19 protein-coding genes and 1 pseudogene are annotated in these 17,081 nt (G+C 72.5%); 18 read left to right on the top strand and 2 right to left on the bottom strand.

What is annotated here, in order from left to right; all coding sequences use genetic code 11:
- Window positions 1–14: 14 nt before the first annotated feature.
- The 18 genes and pseudogenes from G5V59_RS10360 to G5V59_RS10280 all read left to right on the top strand — a co-directional run bounded on the left by G5V59_RS10360 (window position 15) and on the right by G5V59_RS10280 (window position 15,623).
- Entirely contained in the window at window positions 15–926 is a 912-nt protein-coding gene (locus tag G5V59_RS10360; protein WP_278256385.1) for a protein phosphatase 2C domain-containing protein, read from the top strand.
- The gene (locus tag G5V59_RS10355; RefSeq protein ID WP_278256384.1) at window positions 881–2,110 is read left to right on the top strand and encodes an FHA domain-containing protein; all 1,230 of its coding nucleotides are present in this window, start codon (window positions 881–883) and stop codon (window positions 2,108–2,110) included. Before G5V59_RS10360 ends, G5V59_RS10355 begins: the two co-directional genes overlap by 46 nt.
- Before the next feature lie 76 nt (window positions 2,111–2,186).
- Window positions 2,187–2,852: a serine/threonine-protein kinase gene (locus G5V59_RS10350; RefSeq protein ID WP_341351179.1), complete on the top strand. Its 666-nt coding sequence runs from the start codon at window positions 2,187–2,189 to the stop codon at window positions 2,850–2,852.
- On the top strand, window positions 2,777–3,412 hold the full coding sequence (locus tag G5V59_RS10345) for a hypothetical protein (protein WP_278256382.1): 636 nt from the start codon (window positions 2,777–2,779) through the stop codon (window positions 3,410–3,412). Before G5V59_RS10350 ends, G5V59_RS10345 begins: the two co-directional genes overlap by 76 nt.
- 32 nt (window positions 3,413–3,444) lie before the next feature.
- Entirely contained in the window at window positions 3,445–4,080 is a 636-nt protein-coding gene (locus G5V59_RS10340; protein WP_278256381.1) for a hypothetical protein, read from the top strand.
- Window positions 4,077–4,928 (top strand): hypothetical protein, encoded by an 852-nt coding sequence (locus tag G5V59_RS10335; protein WP_278256380.1) that lies wholly within the window; start codon window positions 4,077–4,079, stop codon window positions 4,926–4,928. Before G5V59_RS10340 ends, G5V59_RS10335 begins: the two co-directional genes overlap by 4 nt.
- Window positions 4,929–5,032: 104 nt before the next feature.
- Window positions 5,033–6,421 carry an Ig-like domain-containing protein gene (locus G5V59_RS10330; protein ID WP_278256379.1) on the top strand — a complete coding sequence of 463 codons (1,389 nt, stop codon included), beginning with the start codon at window positions 5,033–5,035 and terminating at the stop codon, window positions 6,419–6,421.
- Complete coding sequence (locus G5V59_RS10325; RefSeq protein ID WP_278256378.1) at window positions 6,321–6,920, top strand: Ig-like domain-containing protein; 600 nt, start codon at window positions 6,321–6,323, stop codon at window positions 6,918–6,920. The genes G5V59_RS10330 and G5V59_RS10325 overlap by 101 nt, the downstream gene beginning before the upstream one ends.
- The gene (locus G5V59_RS10320) at window positions 6,857–7,111 is read left to right on the top strand and encodes a hypothetical protein (protein WP_278256377.1); all 255 of its coding nucleotides are present in this window, start codon (window positions 6,857–6,859) and stop codon (window positions 7,109–7,111) included. The genes G5V59_RS10325 and G5V59_RS10320 overlap by 64 nt, the downstream gene beginning before the upstream one ends.
- Window positions 7,056–7,406: a hypothetical protein gene (locus tag G5V59_RS10315; RefSeq protein WP_278256376.1), complete on the top strand. Its 351-nt coding sequence runs from the start codon at window positions 7,056–7,058 to the stop codon at window positions 7,404–7,406. The genes G5V59_RS10320 and G5V59_RS10315 overlap by 56 nt, the downstream gene beginning before the upstream one ends.
- A gap of 8 nt (window positions 7,407–7,414) precedes the next feature.
- A pseudogene (locus tag G5V59_RS36395) lies at window positions 7,415–8,071 on the top strand (fibronectin type III domain-containing protein); the annotation flags it as partial.
- 1,607 nt (window positions 8,072–9,678) lie between these two features.
- Window positions 9,679–10,293, top strand: a complete 615-nt coding sequence (locus G5V59_RS36390; protein ID WP_341350908.1) for an AAA family ATPase — start codon at window positions 9,679–9,681, stop codon at window positions 10,291–10,293.
- The gene (locus G5V59_RS36385) at window positions 10,251–10,559 is read left to right on the top strand and encodes a hypothetical protein (RefSeq protein ID WP_341350907.1); all 309 of its coding nucleotides are present in this window, start codon (window positions 10,251–10,253) and stop codon (window positions 10,557–10,559) included. Before G5V59_RS36390 ends, G5V59_RS36385 begins: the two co-directional genes overlap by 43 nt.
- 252 nt (window positions 10,560–10,811) lie before the next feature.
- On the top strand, window positions 10,812–13,001 hold the full coding sequence (locus G5V59_RS10300; RefSeq protein ID WP_278256375.1) for a hypothetical protein: 2,190 nt from the start codon (window positions 10,812–10,814) through the stop codon (window positions 12,999–13,001).
- Window positions 12,998–13,249, top strand: coding sequence for a hypothetical protein (locus G5V59_RS10295; RefSeq protein ID WP_278256374.1), 252 nt, complete (start codon window positions 12,998–13,000; stop codon window positions 13,247–13,249). Before G5V59_RS10300 ends, G5V59_RS10295 begins: the two co-directional genes overlap by 4 nt.
- Entirely contained in the window at window positions 13,170–14,573 is a 1,404-nt protein-coding gene (locus tag G5V59_RS10290; protein WP_278256373.1) for a transglutaminase-like domain-containing protein, read from the top strand. The genes G5V59_RS10295 and G5V59_RS10290 overlap by 80 nt, the downstream gene beginning before the upstream one ends.
- On the top strand, window positions 14,537–15,442 hold the full coding sequence (locus G5V59_RS10285; protein ID WP_278256372.1) for a lipase family protein: 906 nt from the start codon (window positions 14,537–14,539) through the stop codon (window positions 15,440–15,442). Before G5V59_RS10290 ends, G5V59_RS10285 begins: the two co-directional genes overlap by 37 nt.
- Window positions 15,426–15,623 (top strand): lipase family protein, encoded by a 198-nt coding sequence (locus G5V59_RS10280; RefSeq protein WP_278256371.1) that lies wholly within the window; start codon window positions 15,426–15,428, stop codon window positions 15,621–15,623. The genes G5V59_RS10285 and G5V59_RS10280 overlap by 17 nt, the downstream gene beginning before the upstream one ends.
- Here G5V59_RS10280 and G5V59_RS10275 read toward each other — a convergent pair.
- Window positions 15,538–16,011 carry a CBS domain-containing protein gene (locus tag G5V59_RS10275; RefSeq protein WP_278259759.1) on the bottom strand — a complete coding sequence of 158 codons (474 nt, stop codon included), beginning with the start codon at window positions 16,009–16,011 and terminating at the stop codon, window positions 15,538–15,540. The genes G5V59_RS10280 and G5V59_RS10275 overlap by 86 nt on opposite strands.
- Window positions 16,012–16,139: 128 nt before the next feature.
- Window positions 16,140–17,045 carry an inositol monophosphatase family protein gene (locus tag G5V59_RS10270; protein WP_278256370.1) on the bottom strand — a complete coding sequence of 302 codons (906 nt, stop codon included), beginning with the start codon at window positions 17,043–17,045 and terminating at the stop codon, window positions 16,140–16,142.
- Window positions 17,046–17,081 lie beyond the last annotated feature (36 nt).

Below are 17,081 nucleotides of genomic sequence, written 5' to 3'. Positions count from 1 at the left end.
TCTCGGGGGGATCGGTGCGGGGCAACGCCACAGGGGCCGAGACCTGGTCGTCCCCGGAGTCTGCCACGGGGCTGGTCTACGCCGCGGGCAGCCACCCCGGCCGGGTGCGCACCGTCAACGAGGACTCCTCCCTCGTCGCCCCGCCGATCTTCCTGGTGGCCGACGGCATGGGCGGCTACGCCCGCGGTGACGTCGCGAGCCGGCTGGTGGCGGAGTCCTTCGAGCCGCTGGCGGCGCTGAGCACCGTGCAGCCGCGCGACGTCGAGGCCGCGATCGGCGCCGCCCAGCGGCAGGTGGCCGCGCTGGCCTCGGAGTTCACCTCCGCCCCGGGCTCGACGCTGGTCGCGGCGGCGTACGTCCTCCAGGACGGGCACGCCTACTGGCTGCTGGCGAACATCGGCGACTCCCGGGTCTACTCCTGGACCGACGGTGTCCTGGAGCAGATCTCCAAGGACCACTCGGTCATCCAGGAGCCTGATCGACGCCGGCCAGATCTCCCGCGACGAGGCGCTGGCGCACCCCGAGCGGCACGTCGTCACCCGCGCGATCGGCGCGCTGACCGACTCCCAGGCCGACTTCGCGCTGGTCCCGGCGGTGGCCGGCTCCCGGCTGCTGCTGTGCTCCGACGGGCTGCACACCGAGTCTCTCCGACACCGCGATCCTGCACATCCTCTCCGAGGGGATGGCACCCGACCGGACCGTGGCCACCCTCGTGGAGGCGGCCGTCGCCGCGGGCGGCAACGACAACGTCACGGTCGTGGTGGTCGACGTCGTGGGCGTCGCCCCGGCTGACGAGAACACCCTGCCCTCACCGGGTGGCCCGCGATGAGGGCCAGCCTACCGCCCCGGCGAGCTCGCGACGCTGGTCACCGCCGACGGCGTGGTCCTGGCCGCTCCCGACCGGCTCGCCGAGGTGGCGGCGCTGAGCGAGCGCGGCCTCGAGCCGCTGACCGTGGTCGAGGTGCTCTCCCGCGGCGCGCTGACCGACCTGCCCGACTTCGCCGTGGTCCGGTACGACGGCCGCGAGGTCCACCTGATCCTCCGCGGCCCCCTGGAGGTCCGCGTCGGCGACTTCGCACTCGACGGCCGCGAGGCCACGACCTGGGCCGAGGGGAGCACCGCCCTGCCGGCCGGCTGCTCAGTCGAGGTGGCCCCGCTCGGCGTACCGGTCTCCGGGCCGGCGCTGCCGCTCGCCGGAGGCGTGGTCCGCAGCGCCGGGGTGAGCCTGGTGCCCGCAGCCCGCCGCGGTGCCCGCTCCGGTGCCCGCTCCGGTGCCCGCTCCGGTGCCCGCTCCGGTGCCCGCTCCGGAGCCCGTCCCCGAGCCGGCCCCGACGCCGCCCCCGGCCGAGCACACCGTCGTCCGCCGCCCCGCACCAGCGCCCGCGACCACCCCTCCTCCGCCGCCCGCGCCCTCCCAGGCTCGTCCCGGCCGGCCCACCGCCGTCGAGCCCGCCGCCCGGCTGGGAGCCCGCCGAGTCGCCCGAGCACGACGGTCGCACGATCACCCCGGCCCAGCCTGCAGGCGCTGCGCGCCGGCCAGGTCCCGTCCTCGGCCGCGGCGCCGCCCCCGCCGCCGAGCGCCGTCGTGGTGGCGCTGCTGCTCTCGACCGGCCGCGTGGTGCAGGTACGACGCCGCGTGCTCATCGGCCGAAGCCCGCGGGTGCAGCAGGTCGGCGGCAGCGCGAACCTGCCCGCGCTGGTCACCGTGGACGACCCCTACGTCTCCAGCACGCACCTGGAGATCTCCGCCGAGGGCGCCAAGGTGACCGTCACCGACGTCTCCACCAACGGCACGCTGCTGGCCCGGCCCGGCCGCACACCGATCACCCTCGACCACGGCGTGCGCACCGAGTCTGTCCATCGGCGACGTGCTCACCCTGTCCAAGGGGCTCACCGTCACCGTCGTACCGGCTCCGGGGGCATGAGCATGAGCATGCGCCCGCCCGAGATCCCCGGCTTCACCTACGTCGACAGGGTCGGCGAGGGCGGCTTCGCCGACGTCTTCCGCTACCAGCAGGAGCCCGCCGACCCGGCAGGTCGCCATCAAGGTGCTGCGCAGCGGCAGCGACCGGGGCGCGCTGGAGCCTGTTCCGGGCCGAGGCCAACGTGATGGCCCAGGCTCTCGAACCACCCCTCGATCGTGCCGATCTACCAGGCCGGGGTGAGTCTCGGACGGCCGCGCGTTCCTGGTGATGGAGTTCTGCCCGCCGCCGCACGTCGCCCAGCGCTTCCGGGCCAACCCGCTCGGCGTGGACGAGGTCCTCGACATCGGCGTCAAGATCGCCAGCGCGGTCGAGACGGCCCACCGGGCGGGGATCCTGCACCGCGACATCAAGCCGCACAACATCCTCACCAGCACCTTCGGCGTCCCGCTGCTCACCGACTTCGGCATCGCCTCGGTGGTGGGCGAGGCCGGCGCCAGCGGGCAGGGGCTCTCCATCCCGTGGTCGCCGCCGGAGGTGCTCTCCGCCGACAGCCACGACGTGCGCAGCGACGTCTACTCGCTCGCCGCCACGCTCTACTCGCTGCTCGCCGGGCACGCGCCCTTCGAGCGCCGCGACGCCTCCAACGAGAACGCCGGTCGATGCGCCGCATCGAGCGCGGCCAGGCTCTCCCCGCTGCGCCGCCCGGACGTGCCCGCCTCGCTGACCGAGGTGCTGCGCCGGGGGATGGCGACCGACATCGCCAAGCGCCAGGTCTCCGCGATGGTGCTCGGGCGCCAGCCTGCAGGACGTGCAGATCGAGTCTGCGGCAGTCGCCGACCCGGCTGGAGGTCATGGACGCCTCGCCGACGGCGCTGGTGCAGGAGCACCCCAACGACGCGCGCACCCTGGTCCGCCCGGTGTCGGTGATCATCCCGGCCGCGGTGGAGGCGCGCTCCGGCCCGTTCCAGCCCGCTCTCGACGAGTCGACCGGGCAGCCCGGGACCGGACCGCACGCGACCGGCGGGACCGGGCGGACCGGCCCGCGTCGTACCGAGGGCCGGAAGATGGGCTGGGCCGGCCGGGTCGCCGCCGGCGTGGTCGCCGCGCTCGTGCTCGGCGGCATCGGCTGGGCCGTGCTGGCCGGCGGCGGCGACGAGGAGGACCCCCGCGACGGAACGCTGCGCGGGGAGAAGCCCGCGGACCCGGTCGAGCCGTTCGACCTGCCGGCCGCTCCGGTGGTCACCAAGTCCGGCAAGGGCCGCACGTGGACCTTCCGGTGGAAGCAGACCGAGCCCCGTGAGGGCGACCAGTTCAAGGTCGTGATGACCGGCGACGGCATCCCCAAGCGCGCGCCGGACTACACCGAGGAGACGAGCCGGACCGTGACCATCCAACGCGACGCCACCGTCTGCGTGCAGGTCTCGCTCTCGCGCACCGGGAGCCAGCCCTCGCCGCCGTCCCAGCAGGTCTGTGCGGTGGGCCAGTGATCACCCGGTGGCGGCGGACCGCGTCCGCGACGGTGCTGACCCTCCTGCTCGGCACCCTCGTCGTGCTCGCCTACAAGTACGACGGCAAGCCGTTCACCGAGGTCGACCTCAACGACGGCGGCGTCTGGGTCACCAACCGCGACATGGGTCTGGCGGCGCGGCTGAACCCACAGATCAAGGAGACCCGACCTCGGCGTCGACGCCGCGAGCGCGGACTTCGACATCTTCCAGCGCGCCACCAACCTGTTCCTCGACGACGCCTCCACCGACCGCTCCGTCAAGCCCGTCGACGTCGCCCGCGCGGCCGTCCAGGACCCGACCATGCTGCCGACCGGTGCCGTGGTCGCCCAGGGCGGGAGCACCTTCGCGGTCGTCGACGTCGTCACCGGCAAGGCCTGGGTGCGCCCGGCGAGCCGGCTCTCCGGCTTCTCGGCCAAGTCCGAGAAGCCCGACGTCAAGGACGCGCTGTCGGCCGCGGTCGGCACCGACGGCCGCGCCTACGTGCTGGGCCGCGACGGCAAGGTCACCACCTTCACCATCGACGACACCGGGGCCGCGGTGGCCGGCGACGGCCTCCGGCTCGGCAAGGACCTCGGCACCGACCCCGCGATGGTGACGCTGAGCGTCGTCGGGGACACGCCGGTCCTGTTCAACCGCCGCTCCCGTGAGTCTTCTCCGCCCGGACGCCGACCCGGTCACCGTCGAGACCGCCGATCTCTCCGCCGTGCAGCCTGCAGCAGCCCTCCGGGGACGGCAACGACCTCTACCTGGCGACCTCCGAGGGCCTCTTCAAGACCTCGCCCGAGGGCGGCGGTCTCGACCGGGTCAGCCGCGGCTCGGTGGCCGGCCGACCCGCGGCACCGGTGGTGCTCGACAGCACCGGGTGCGTGTACGCCGCGTGGGCCGATCCCGGCTCGACGAACAACTACCTGCGCGACTGCCCCGACGACTCCTTCGACGACACCGCGCCGATCACGGGCATCCAGGCCGGCGCCTCCCTGCAGTTCCGGGTCAACCGGGACGTGGTGGTGCTCAACGACGTGGTCACCGGGGACACCTGGCTGGTCCAGGAGCCCGGCAAGGCCAAGGTCGACAACTGGCCCTCGGTGGACCCGCAGAACGAGAACCGCTCCAGGCTCAAGCAGACCACCGACGAGATCCCCGACCAGGAGAACCGTCCGCCGGAGCCGCAGGACGACGCCCTCGGCGCCCGTCCCGGGCGCTCGACGGTGCTGCCGGTGGTCGCCCTCAACGACCACGACCCCGACGGCGACATCATCAGCATCTCCAAGACGCAGTACGTCAGCGGCCCGGAGCCGAGGTCAAGATCGTCGGCGGCGGCACGCGACTCCAGGTCGCCGTACCAGCCGACGCGGAGGGGATCGCCACCTTCCGCTACTACGTCACCGACGGCAAGGTCAACGACGAGCGCTACGCCCAGGTGCGCTTGACCATCCGCAAGGACGGCCAGCACAGCAAGCCCAAGGCTGATGCCCGACCGCAAGCCTCAGCCTGACGGTCACCCGCGGTGCGACGTCGGACTACTACCTGCTCGCGGACTACTTCGACGAGGACGGCGACGACCTCACGCTCACCGAGGCGACCGCGCGCGGGGGAGAGGTGGAGTTCCGTCCCGACGGCACGATCAGCCTTCACCGACAGCGGCACGGGCAGCAAGGTCTCGGAGATCCAGTACACGATCGAGGACGGCTTCGACACGATCACCGGCAAGCCTGCCGGTCCAGGTGGTCGGGGACACCGCGCCGCCGGAGCCTGGTGCCGGACCTGGCCTCGGGCGTGGCGGGCACGCACGTCGTCGTGCAGCCGCTGACGAACGACCGCAACCCCGAGGGCAAGGACCTCGCGCTCAAGAGCGTCAAGGTGGTCGGCGACGACAGCGGCACCGAGATCTCCAAGGACCTGGAGTCGGGCACCTTCACCTTCACCTCGACGAAGGCGAAGAGCCTACTACCTGCAGTACGCCGCCTACAACTCCTCGGCGACCAAGACCTCCTTCATCCGGCTCGACATCGAGTCGCCGCCCAAGGACAACCGGCCGCCCATCGCGGTGCGCGACAAGGCGGTCATCACCCCGGGCGGCACCGCCCAGGTCGACCTGCTGCTCAACGACCTGGACCCGGACGGCGACGTGCTGGTGGTCAAGCGGGTCAGCCGGCCCTCGATCCCCGGCGTGAAGGTCTCCATCGTCGACAAGCGGCTGGCGGTGGTCAGGCTCCGCCACGGACATCGTCGGCCAGCAGGCCACCGTCGACTACGTCGTCTCCGACGGCCGCAGGCTCCACGACCGGATCGCTGGTGATCACCCAGCGCGGGTCCAACCAGGCCAACCGGCACCCGGTGGCCAACAAGGACCAGGTCACCGTCCGGGCCGGCTCGGTGACCACGATCCCGGTCCTCGCCAACGACTCCGACCCCGACGGCGGCAAGCCGCGGCTGTTCCAGTCCGACCTCAGCAACGAGCAGGACCTCGACGTCTGGGTCGCGGGCGACACGCTGCGGCTGCGGGCGCCGGACAAGCCCGGCAGCCTACTCGGTGATCTACGGCGTCCGCGACACCGACGGCCTCAAGGCGACCGCCGAGGTGAGCATCTACGTCGTCGCCGACTCGGCGAAGAACAACCACCCGCCCCTGCCGCAGCCGATCATCGACCGGGTGATCGGCGGACGTCCCAAGGTGATCTCCGTCGACCTCACCGGGGCCGACCCGGACGGCGACTCGGTCGCGTTCCGCAGCATCCTGACCGCGCCCTCGCTGGGCCGCGTCCTCGACACCGGCGTGGACTGGATCCGCTACGAGGCCTTCGAGGGCAAGGTCGGCACGGACTTCTTCCAGATCCTCGTCCAGGACAAGTACGGCGCCACCGGCGTCGCCGAGGTCCGGGTCGGCGTGGTCGCGGCGGAGAAGGAGAACCAGCCGCCGGTCGCGCTCGACGACAACGTGCTGGTCCAGCCGAACCGGATGATCTCCTACAACGTGCTCGGCAATGACGTCGACCCCGACGACGACCCGCTGCGGATCGCCCAGTCCAACAGCACCGTCAAGGGAGCCAAGCACGAGAACGGCTTCATCGAGGTGCCGGTCGGCGACGCCCCCGACAGCGGCGCGGCCGCGACGAACGTCGGCTACACCATCGAGGACGCCGCGGGCGCGCGCGACAACGCGGTGCTCAAGGTGCGGGCCAGCAAGGACGCGCCCTTCTACGCCCCGATCGCCAACGACGACGTGGCCGAGTACCAACGAGATCATCGGCCGCGACCCGGGCGAGACCGTCAAGGTGCCGGTGCTCGACAACGACCTCGACTTCGACGGGGCCAAGGCCGACCTCAAGGTCACCAGGCTGCGATGCAGGTGACGGTGGCGACTGCGAGGTGGTCGACCACGACACCAAGGTCGAGGTCAGGCTCAAGGCGCAGGACCAGGTCGTGCTCTACCGCCTCGACGACGCCGACGACGAGTCCACGGGGACCTTCGGGGTCATCTTCGTGACCGGCACCGAGAACGTCCCGCCGCAGACTGACCACCGACGAGGAGAAGGTCCCCGTCGAGGACACCGCCGACCAGCCCGTGGTCTTCGACCTGCGGGACCTCGTCGTGACCCGGGCCGGCCGGGAGGCGCAGATCGTGCCCGACTCGCTGCCGACGGCGGTCAACGGCGCGGTCAACCCGGTCAAGGGTGAGCCGACCTCGCTGAGACTTCACGCCCGACAAGGGCTACGTCGGGTCGGCGTCGGTCACGGTCGCGGTCGCGGACGGCCCGACCGCCACCAAGGACGCGCTCACCTCGCTGCTCACCATCCCCATCGACGTCAAGCCCTCGGAGAACGTCGCCCCCGTGATGCGCAACGCCGCCGTCGACGTGACCGTCGAGGGCGACGCCGCCGAGGTCGACCTGGCCGGGCTGACCACCGACGCCAACGAGGACGACCTCGGCACGATGGTCTACCGGGTGAGTCTCGGCCGACAGCGGGCTGAGCGCCGAGGTGCCGACCGGGGAGAGCATCCTGCGGATCAAGGCCGCCGGGGGCGCCAAGGCCGGCGACACCCTGCGGGTGCGCGTCGTCGCCGACGACGGTCACGGTGGCACCACGGAGGGAGTGGTCACCGCCCAGATCGTCGGCAGCGACCGGCCCCTGCTGCAGATCCCGCCGATCGCGGTGACGGCCGCGAAGGACGAGGCGAAGTCGATCGACATCTCCGACTACGCGGTGAACCCGTACCCGGGCGAGCCGCTGGAGGTCAAGAACCCCCAGATCGAGGGCGCCGGGCGGCTCAGCGACCTGCGCACCGACGGCTCGACGGTCTCCTTCCGCACCGGCGACTCCGGGACCTCGACCCTCCGGGTGACGGTGGCCGACGCCTCGGGGGACCGGACCCGCGAGGTGCCGGCCCGGATCGCGGTCACCGTGATCGACGTTCCCGAGGCCCCGGACCGGCCCACCCTGTCCTCCGTCGAGGCGTCCTCCGCCGTGCTGTCGTGGCGCGAGCCGGACTCCAATGGTGCGCCGATCGAGCAGTACGAGGTGCGCGGCTCGCACGGCTTCCAGCAGGCCTGCACGACGACCACCTGCCGTCTGGAGAACCTCGAGCCGGGGGAGACCTACACCTTCACGGTGCGCGCGAAGAACTCCGAGGGCTGGGGCAAGGAGAGCCCGGCCTCGACCGAGATCACCCCGAACAAGGCGCCGGACCTGATGACGCCGCCGACGATCGTGGTGGAGTCCAAGCCCACCGGCGGGTCGATGGACCGGCAGTCTCACGGTGCGCTGGACCCCGCCCAACAACGAGGGGTCGCAGATCACCTCCTACGAGATCAAGGAGGCCGGCAGCGGCCGGACCTGGCAGGCCTCGGGCGGGGAGACCTCCAAGGTCATCGCCGGGCTGACCAACGGCACGTCGTACGCCTTCGAGATCCGGGCGATCAACGAGGTCGAGCCGCGCCGCGAGTTCTCCGGTGCTTCCAAGGCGGTGGCTCCGTTCGGCGTGCCGATGCGCTCCGGCGTCGCGCCGAGCCTGGTCGCCAGCGAGGCGGACAAGCTACACCGAGCAGCCCTACGTGCGCATCACCTGGTCGAGGTGGTCGGTCTCGCAGAGCAACGGCAACCCGGTCACTGGCTACGTCATCAAGTGCAGCGGCTGCGCGCAGTCGACGTACAACGCCCCCGCCTCGGCCACCTCGAAGGCTCTTCGACGCCAGTGCCGGCATCCGCAAGGGCAAGACGGTGACGTTCACGGTGGCGGCCGCCAACGACGCCGGCACCAGCGACCCGAGCCCGAGCGTGTCGGGCCGGCCGTGGACGAAGGCCGGCCCGGTGCGCAACCTGGTCGAGGTCGGCTCATCGCCCTCGGACCGGGTCGCGCGCATCGGCTGGGACGCCCCGGCCGACGACGGCGGCCTCGCGATCCACCACTACGTCGTGGAGACCAACACCGGCTACCGCACGACCGTCGCCTCCGCGCCGGGCAACGGCGGCACGGCGATCACCTTCCCCGACAACGGCACGCACTCGATCCAGGTCTGGGCGGTCACCTTCAACGGCAACCGCGCCGTCGAGGGACAGGCCGACGGACTCGGGGGCATCGAGACCTGGGGCCAGCCCAACCCGCCACCGGGCGGCACCACGACGAGCACGGACTACTACAAGGTCGACGTCACGCTGCAGCCCGGCACGGAGAACGGCAAGCCGGTGACCGGCGTGCAGTACAGCGACAACAACGGCGCCAGGCTGGGTCGATGCGCGCTCGGGCGAGCACTACCGTGCCGACGTTCCCGAGGGCGGCTCGTCGAAGACGATCCTGGTCCGCACGGTCTCCGCCGCCGACGGCGACCGCAAGTACAGCGCGCCGAGCCGGGTGACCGCCACCTCGCGCGAGAAGACGATGACCGTCCGCTTCGACTGCCCGCTGCTGGGCGGGGCCTGCCGGGTGCGGGTCGACGGGGACGGCTTCGTCCACGAGGACCGCGGGGCGACGGCCAGCCTCTCCGGGCTGACCCCGAACGACAACTGCGCGCCGAGCCTGGACACCACCGTCAACGGTGCCTTCGGCTACTACCTCGGCGGGAACTCGTGCCGGTTCACCGGCTCGGGCTCCGCCACCGTCACGACCAGCGGCGTCAGCGTCTCGACGCCCTAGCCCCCGAAAAGGACATCCATGTCGCTCACCGCAGAACAGACCGAGTGGTTCTCGCAGACGTTCGCCCAGGCTCGTCGCGAACGTCGAGCAGGCGATCGTCGGCAAGACCGAGGTGGTCCGGCTGGCGTTCGTCGCGCTGCTCGCCGAGGGGCACCTGCTGCTCGAGGACTACCCGGGCACCGGCAAGACGTCGCTGGCGCGCGCGATCGCGCAGACCATCCAGGGCGAGCACCACCGGATCCAGTTCACGCCCGACCTGCTGCCGAGCGACGTGACCGGGGTGACGATCTACGACCAGCGCGCCCAGGAGTTCGAGTTCCACAAGGGCCCGATCTTCTCCAACGTCGTGCTGGCCGACGAGATCAACCGTGCCTCGCCGAAGACCCAGTCCGCGCTGCTGGAGGTGATGGAGGAGAGCCAGGTGACGGTCGACGGGATCACCCACGCGGTCACGCCGCCGTTCATCGTCATCGCCACCCAGAACCCCATCGAGCAGGCCGGCACCTACCGGCTGCCCGAGGCCCAGACTCGACCGCTTCCTGATCAAGACCTCGCTGGGCTACCCCGACCACGAGAACACCGTGCAGATCCTCGTCAACGCGCCGAAGGGCAAGGCGGCCACCGTGGTCCGCCCGATCATCAGCGGCGACAACGTGCTGCACCTGATCCAGGCTCGCGCAGCAGGTGCACGTCGAGCCGGCGATCTACGAGTACGTCTCCACCCTGATCGAGAACGTCCGCAACGCCCCCGAGGTCGTCCTCGGCACCAGCGTCAGGGCCGGGCTCGCCCTGGTCCGCGCGGCGCGCGCCTGGGCGATCTCCTACGGCCGCAACTACGTCGTGCCCGACGACGTCAAGACGCTGGCCGTGCCCGTGCTCGCGCACCGGATGGTGCTCGACCCCGAGGAGGACTTCCGCGGCACGACGACCGAGGACGTCGTGCGCAAGGTCCTCGAGCGGGTGTCGGTGCCCCTGGAGCCGGCTGCTCGATGAGTCCCCGCTCCTGGGTGGCCGGCCTGCGCCGTACGCTCACCGCCCTGTCCCGGCGTCGCCGGGCGCTGGGTGGTGCGCTGCGCGAGGACCTCGCTCGGCGTACCCAGGCGGTGCGCACGGCGCTGCGCCCGGTCACCGAGACGGTCACCGCGGCCGGCTGGACGGTCGCCGGGCTGGCGTTGGTGCTGCTGGTCGCCGGACCGCTGCTGCACTGGCGCGAGTCTGCTCGTCGGCGGCATCTTCCTGGCCCTGGTGCTGCTGATCGCGGTCGCCTTCGTGGTCGGCCGGCAGCCGCTCCAGGCCCGGCTCGACCTCGCCCGCGAGCGGGTGATCGTGGGGGAGCGGGCCAACGGCTACCTCACCCTCACCAACCCCACCGGACGCCGCTCGCGCCCGCTCGTGGTGGAGTTCCCGGTCGGCCAGGGCCGGGCGGCCTTCGACCTGCCCGCGCTGGGCCCGGGCGCCACGCACGAGGAGCCTGTTCGCGATCCCGACCGAGCACCGTGCCGTGCTCGACGTCGGGCCGGTCGTCGCGGTGCGCGCCGACCCGCTGGGCCTGCTGCGCCGCGAGGCGCACCTGAGCCGCATGGACCGGCTCTACGTCCACCCGCGCACCCTGCGCGTCGAGGGCTCGGCCGCCGGCCTGGTCCGCGACCTCGAGGGCCGGACCGTGCCGAAGGTCTCCGACAACGACGTCTCCTTCCACGCCCTGCGCGGGTACGTCGCCGGCGACGACCGCCGCCACATCCACTGGAAGTCCAGCGCCAAGACCGGCACGCTCATGGTCCGGCAGTTCGAGGAGACCCGCCGTTCGCACCTGCTGACGCTGGTCAGGCTCGCGTCTGGAGGACTACGCCAGCGACGACGAGTTCGAGTCTGGCGATCTCGATCGCCGGCTCCCTCGGCACCCAGGCGCTCGCCGACGGCCAGCGGCTCAGCGCGGCCTCCTCGCACGCGACGATGCCCGCCTCTAGCGCGCAGCGCTTCCTCGACGGGCTGTCCGGCCTGGCCTACGACTGGCAGGCCAAGCGTCTGCTCGAGGTCACCCGCCACCTCGGCAACGACGAACTCGCCGCCAGTGTGATGGTGCTGTGCGTGGGCTCCGGGGTCACCATCACCGAGCCTGCGCCGCGCCCGGCAGTTCCTGCCCGTCGACACCCGGGTGATCGCGGTGCGCTGCATCACCGGTCACGAGCCCTCGGTGCGCTGGCTCGGCGACCTCGGCGTCGCGACGATCGGCCGCCTCGAGGAGCTCGGCGTCGCGGTACGACGGGTGGCGGCATGAGCAGCGCCAGCGTGAGCGGCAGCAACCGCGCCGTGATGGTGGTCGAGCAGCGCCGTCGGGGTGCCCGGCCGATGCCGCCGTGGTGGCTCGCGCTCGTCGACACGGTGCTGGTGGTCGGTCTGGGCATCCTCTGCGCCTGGCCGCTGGGCGCGGCGTTCACCGGCCGGCGCTGGCTGCTCGCGGTGACGGTGGGCCTGGTGCTCGGTGTCGCCGTCGGTTGGCTGAGCGCCCGCTTCCGGTGGGGGCCGTGGCTGACGACGCTCGCCGCGGCCGCGTCGTACCTCGCGGTGGGCTCGGCGGTCGCCCTGCCCGCCAAGGCCCGCAACGGCTTCCTGCCCACCGCCGACTCGCTGCACGACGTCGTGGTCGGCACCGTCGACGCATGGCGGGAGTCGCTGACCTTGCCGACCCCGCTCGGCGAGACCGGCGTCGTGATCATCGTGCCGCTGGTGACCGGGCTGGTCGGGGGGCTGGTGTGCGCCGTGCTGCTGTGGCGCTCGCGGGCGCCGGGCCTGGCCGGGCTGGTGCTCGGCCTGGTCGTGGTGGTGGCGGCGGCCTTCGGCGACATCCAGGCCGGAGGCGTGCTGGTCCGCGGCATCGTGGTCACGGCGGTCGCCGTCGTGTGGCTGCGCTGGCGGCTGCTGCGCCAGGTGCGCACCCGCTGGGGCCGGCGGGTGCTGGCGACCCTGGTCGTGGTCGGCGTCGCCGGTGGTGCCGCCGTCGGGCTCGGTGTGCTGGGTGGGGCGTCGGGGGAGCGGGTCGTGCTGCGCGACCACGTCGACCCGCCGTTCGACCCGCACGACTACCCGAGTCCGCTGGCGAAGTTCCGCTACTACAAGAAGGAGCCGGTCAAGACCGGCACCACGCTCTTCACCGTCGACGGCCTGGAGAGCGGCACCCTGGTCCGCTTCGCCGTGATGGACAGACTACGACGGCATCGTGTGGAACGTCTCCGGAGGACCGGGCTCGCTGCACGACTCCGGCACCTTCCGCCGCTTCCGCAACGACCCGGACGCCAACGCCAAGGCCACCGTGCGCGGCTCGATCACGATCGGGGACTACACCGGTCCGTGGGTGCCGAGCGTCGGCGAGACCCTCGCGATGACCCCGGTGCGCGACGGCCGCACGGACGACGAGGCCGCCGGCGAGCCTGGTGATCAACCGCCAGACCGGCACGGTCGCGCAGATCGGCGGGGTGCGGCAGGGCACCACCTTCCAGGTCGAGGCGGTCGTCCCGCCCATGCTGTCCGACGAGGAGATCGAGACGCTCAAGGCCGACTCGTCGGTCTCGCTGCCGCCGCCGGCGATCGTGCCGGAGGAGCCTGATGGACCGGGTCCAGCGCTGGCAGACCGAGGCCGGGTTCTCCGGTGGCACCGACGGCCTGCTCGCGGAGTTCCTGCGTGACTCCTTCCGCGAGCACGGCTACTACTCCGACGGCATCGACGACTACACCCCGGCCGGCCACGGAGCGAGCCGGCTGGCCGTGCTGACCAAGACCGCGACGCCGGTCGGCAACGCCGAGCAGTACGCCGCCGCGATGGCCCTCGCCGGGCAGCGGATGGGCCTGCCGATCCGGGTCGTCATCGGCTTCAAGGTGCCGCCGGGCGGCGGCGACGTGCGCGGCGAGAACGTCACCGCCTGGACCGAGGTCAAGGCTGCAGGGTGCCGGCTGGGTGCCCCTCGACCCGACCCCGCCCGAGGACCAGAAGGCTGCGCAAGCCCAACGACGAGCCCAACGAGGAGCCGCAGCCGCAGGTGCTGCAGCCGCCGCGGGTGCCGGGCGAGCCCAAGGAGGCCTCCGACAACCTCCAGCAGGGTGACGGGCAGCGCAGCGAGCCTGGACGTCCTGGAGGTGCTCGGCACGATCATCGGCGTCGTCCTCGACGTCGGCAAGGTGCTCCTGGTGCTCTCCCCGTTGTGGGGCGTGCTCCTCTACAGTTTGCTGCGCCGCCGGCGCCGCCGTGCCGGCGACCCGACCGCGCGGCTGACCGGCGCCTGGCGCGAGACTCGACGACCGGATGCGAGACCTCGGTGTCCGCAAGGCTCCCGGTGCGACCCGGCGGGAGAGTGCCTACGCCGCCGCCGAGCGCTACGACGCCGCGCCGGTGGTCACGCTGGCCCACACCGCCGACCGCCACGTCTACGGCGACGGCGAGCCGACGCCGGAGGAGGCGAAGGCCTACTGGGCCGACGTCGACACCGCCCTGCGGCGCATCCGCAAGGCGACGCCGTGGTGGCGCCGGCTGCTGGCCCGGTTCTCGCTCGCGTCGGTGCCGTGGCGCTCCGGCCTGGAGCGGGTGCGCGCCCGGCTGCGGCGCACCGGCCGTGCGGTCCTCACCCGGGGGCCGATCGGATGGACCGGGCGGGCCGTGCGCCGGGCGTCCGCGCGCGTCGTACCGCAGCGCTGGCGGCGGGACCGCCGCTGACGGACCGGCCGTTGACAAGTGACAGCCATGTCACTAATGATGCTGGGGTCGTGACGCCGGTCACGAGGAGAGGGCTCCCCGCATGCTGTCCACGCTCACCCGTCGTCTCGCGGTCCTCACGGTCCTCGCCGCGCTCGCGGCCCTGCTCGCCCCGGCCGGTGCGGCCCGTGCTGCCGCGGCCGCGACGCCCGACCCGTTCTTCACCTACTCCGGCAGCACGCCGCTGGCCGACTACGCGCCCGGTGCCGTCCTCAAGGCGCGTACGGTGCCCTACAGCCTGGCCGGGATCCCGCTGCCGCTGAGCGTGCGCCAGATCCTCTTCCGCAGCACGGACGCCCAGGGCCGGCCGATCGCCGCCGTCACCTCCGTCATCAAGGCGCCCCTCGGCACGACGAGCAAGGTGATCTCCTACCAGTCGTTCTACGACTCGCTGAACCCTGAGCACGGCCCGTCGCGCACGTTCACCGGCAGCACCGAGCTCGGCGGCATGGTCGCCCACGTCGAGACCGCGCTCGTCTCGGCGTTCCTGCTGCAGGGCTATGCGATCGTCATGTCCGACACCCAGGGCCCGACCGCGGACTTCGCCGCCGGCCCCGAGTACGGCTACGTCACGCTCGACTCGGTGCGCGCCAGCCTGCGCGACCCCGGCACCGGCATCGCGCCCAGCGCCAAGGTCGGCCTGATCGGCTACTCCGGCGGCGCGATCGCCACCAACTGGGCCTCGACCCTCGCCCCGACCTACGCCCCGGACGTCAACGCGCGCATCGTCGGTGCCGCCGAGGGCGGCGTCCTGGTGCGGCCCTCGGCCAACCTGGACTACGTCGACGGCAGCCAGGTCTGGGCCGGGGTGATCCCGATGGCCGTGATCGGGGTGTCGCGCGCCTACGGGATCGACCTCACGCCGTACCTCAACGACTACGGGCTGGAGGTCTACCGCAAGATGCAGAAGGCCTCGATCGCCGAGGTGCTCGGCGCCTACCCGGGCCTGACCTGGAAAAAGATGACCAAGCCGGAGTACGCCGAGCCGTCGAGCGTCCCGGTCTTCGTCAGCACCGTCAACCAGGCTCAACCTCGGCACCCGGCCCAGCCCCACCGTGCCGATGTTCATCGGCCAGGGGAGCGGCGGCGAGCTCGAGGGCACCACCGCGCACCCGGTGCTCGGCAAGGGTGACGGGGTGATGGTGGCCGGCGACGTGCGCACGCTCGCCCGGCAGTACTGCGCCGACGGGGTGCGGGTGCTGCACCGCGAGTACGCCCTGAGCCACTTCACCTCGGTCGCGCTGTGGCTGCCCGAGGCGATCGCCTGGCTGGGTGCTCGCTTCGGCGGCACGCCCGCGCCGAGCAGGCTGTGACTCGATCGCACCGGGCAACCCGCTGACCCCGCTCGCCGGCACCCCCTAGGAGCCGGCGCGCGGTGCGCGCGTCAGGACTGGTGCACGTAGGAGTCGAGTCTGGTCGCGCTCGAACTCCAGCCTGGTCGATCTTGTGCTTGACCAGGTCGCCGATGCTGACGATGCCGACCACCTCGCCGTCCGCGGCGGCGGGGATGTGCCGGAAGCGGCCCTCGGTCATCACCTGGAGCACCTCGTCGAGGTCGTCCTCGGGTGAGCACGTGTGCACCGAGGTGGTCATGATCGCCGAGACCACGTTGTTGATGACCGTGCCGTCGCTGTGCAGGCGGCGGACCACGTCGCGCTCGGAGACGATGCCGTCGAGGCTGGTGCCGTCGGCGCTGACCACCACCGCCCCGATGTTGTGCTCGGCGAGCGTCGCGAGCAGACTCGCGCACGCCGGCGTCGGGACGGATGGTCACCACGTCCTTGAGGGACTTCGAGTGGAGCACGTCAGCGATGCGCATGTGACGCAGGTTACTCGGCGGTGGGCCCTTCGTCACCGTCTACGACGGGCCGGTGCCGCCGCGAGCGCAGGTCGGAGACCGTGCCGGGGCCGGTGCGCGGCCAGTCCGGGTCGTCGTCCCCGCCCCCCATGCTGCCGAGGAAGGACAGCGCGGCCTCGTGCAGGTGGCCGTTGCTGGCGAGCGCGTTGCCGCCCCAGGGACCGTCGCGGCCGTCGAGGGAGGTGAACCGGCCGCCGGCCTCGCGGACGATCACGTCGAGCGCGGCCATGTCGTAGACCTCGAGCTCCGGCTCGGCGGCCAGGTCGACGGCGCCCTCGGCGAGCAGCACGTAGGACCAGAAGTCGCCGTAGGCCCGGGTGCGCCAGACCCGGCGCATCAGCGCGAGCAGGTCCTCGCCGATGCCGCGGTCCTCCCAGCCCCGGATCGAGGCGTAGGAGAAGGAGGCGTCCTCCAGGCGTCGTACGTCGGAGACGTGGCACTGCGTCGCCTTCATCAGCGACCGGCCGGTCCAGGCGCCCTGGCCGGTCGAGGCCCACCACCGTCGCTGCAGCGCGGGCGCGGAGACCACGCCGAGCACGACCTCGTCGTCGACGACCAGCGAGATGAGGGTGGCCCACACGGGCACCCCGCGCACGAAGTTCTTCGTGCCGTCGATCGGGTCGATGATCCAGCGTCGCTGGGAGTGCCCGGAGGTGCCCTGCTCCTCGCCGGTGACGGCGTCCCGGCTGCGCGCCTTGGAGAGCGTGCGACGGATCGACTCCTCCACCGCCTGGTCGGCGTCGGTGACCGGCGTCAGGTCGGGCTTGCTCATCACGTGCAGGTCGAGCGCACGGAACCGGGCCTGGGTCAGCGAGTCCGCGTCGTCGGCGAGCAGGTGCGCCAGACGCAGGTCGTCGGTGAAGTCGGGTGCGGCCACAGGGGCACCCTAGCGGCGTCGAGGGTGGCGGTGGCT

It is taken from the genome of Nocardioides convexus (assembly GCF_011090295.1).
Note: the sequence above shows the minus strand (reverse complement) of the source record. Positions and strands in the feature narration are given on the sequence as shown.

Bases quoted from the DNA above. Each gene is read 5' to 3' on its own strand.
- G5V59_RS10345 (WP_278256382.1), top strand. From the start codon at position 2,777: ATGGACGCCTCGCCGACGGCGCTGGTGCAGGAGCACCCCAACGACGCG.
- G5V59_RS10290 (WP_278256373.1), top strand. From the start codon at position 13,170: ATGGACCGGGTCCAGCGCTGGCAGACCGAGGCCGGGTTCTCCGGTGGC.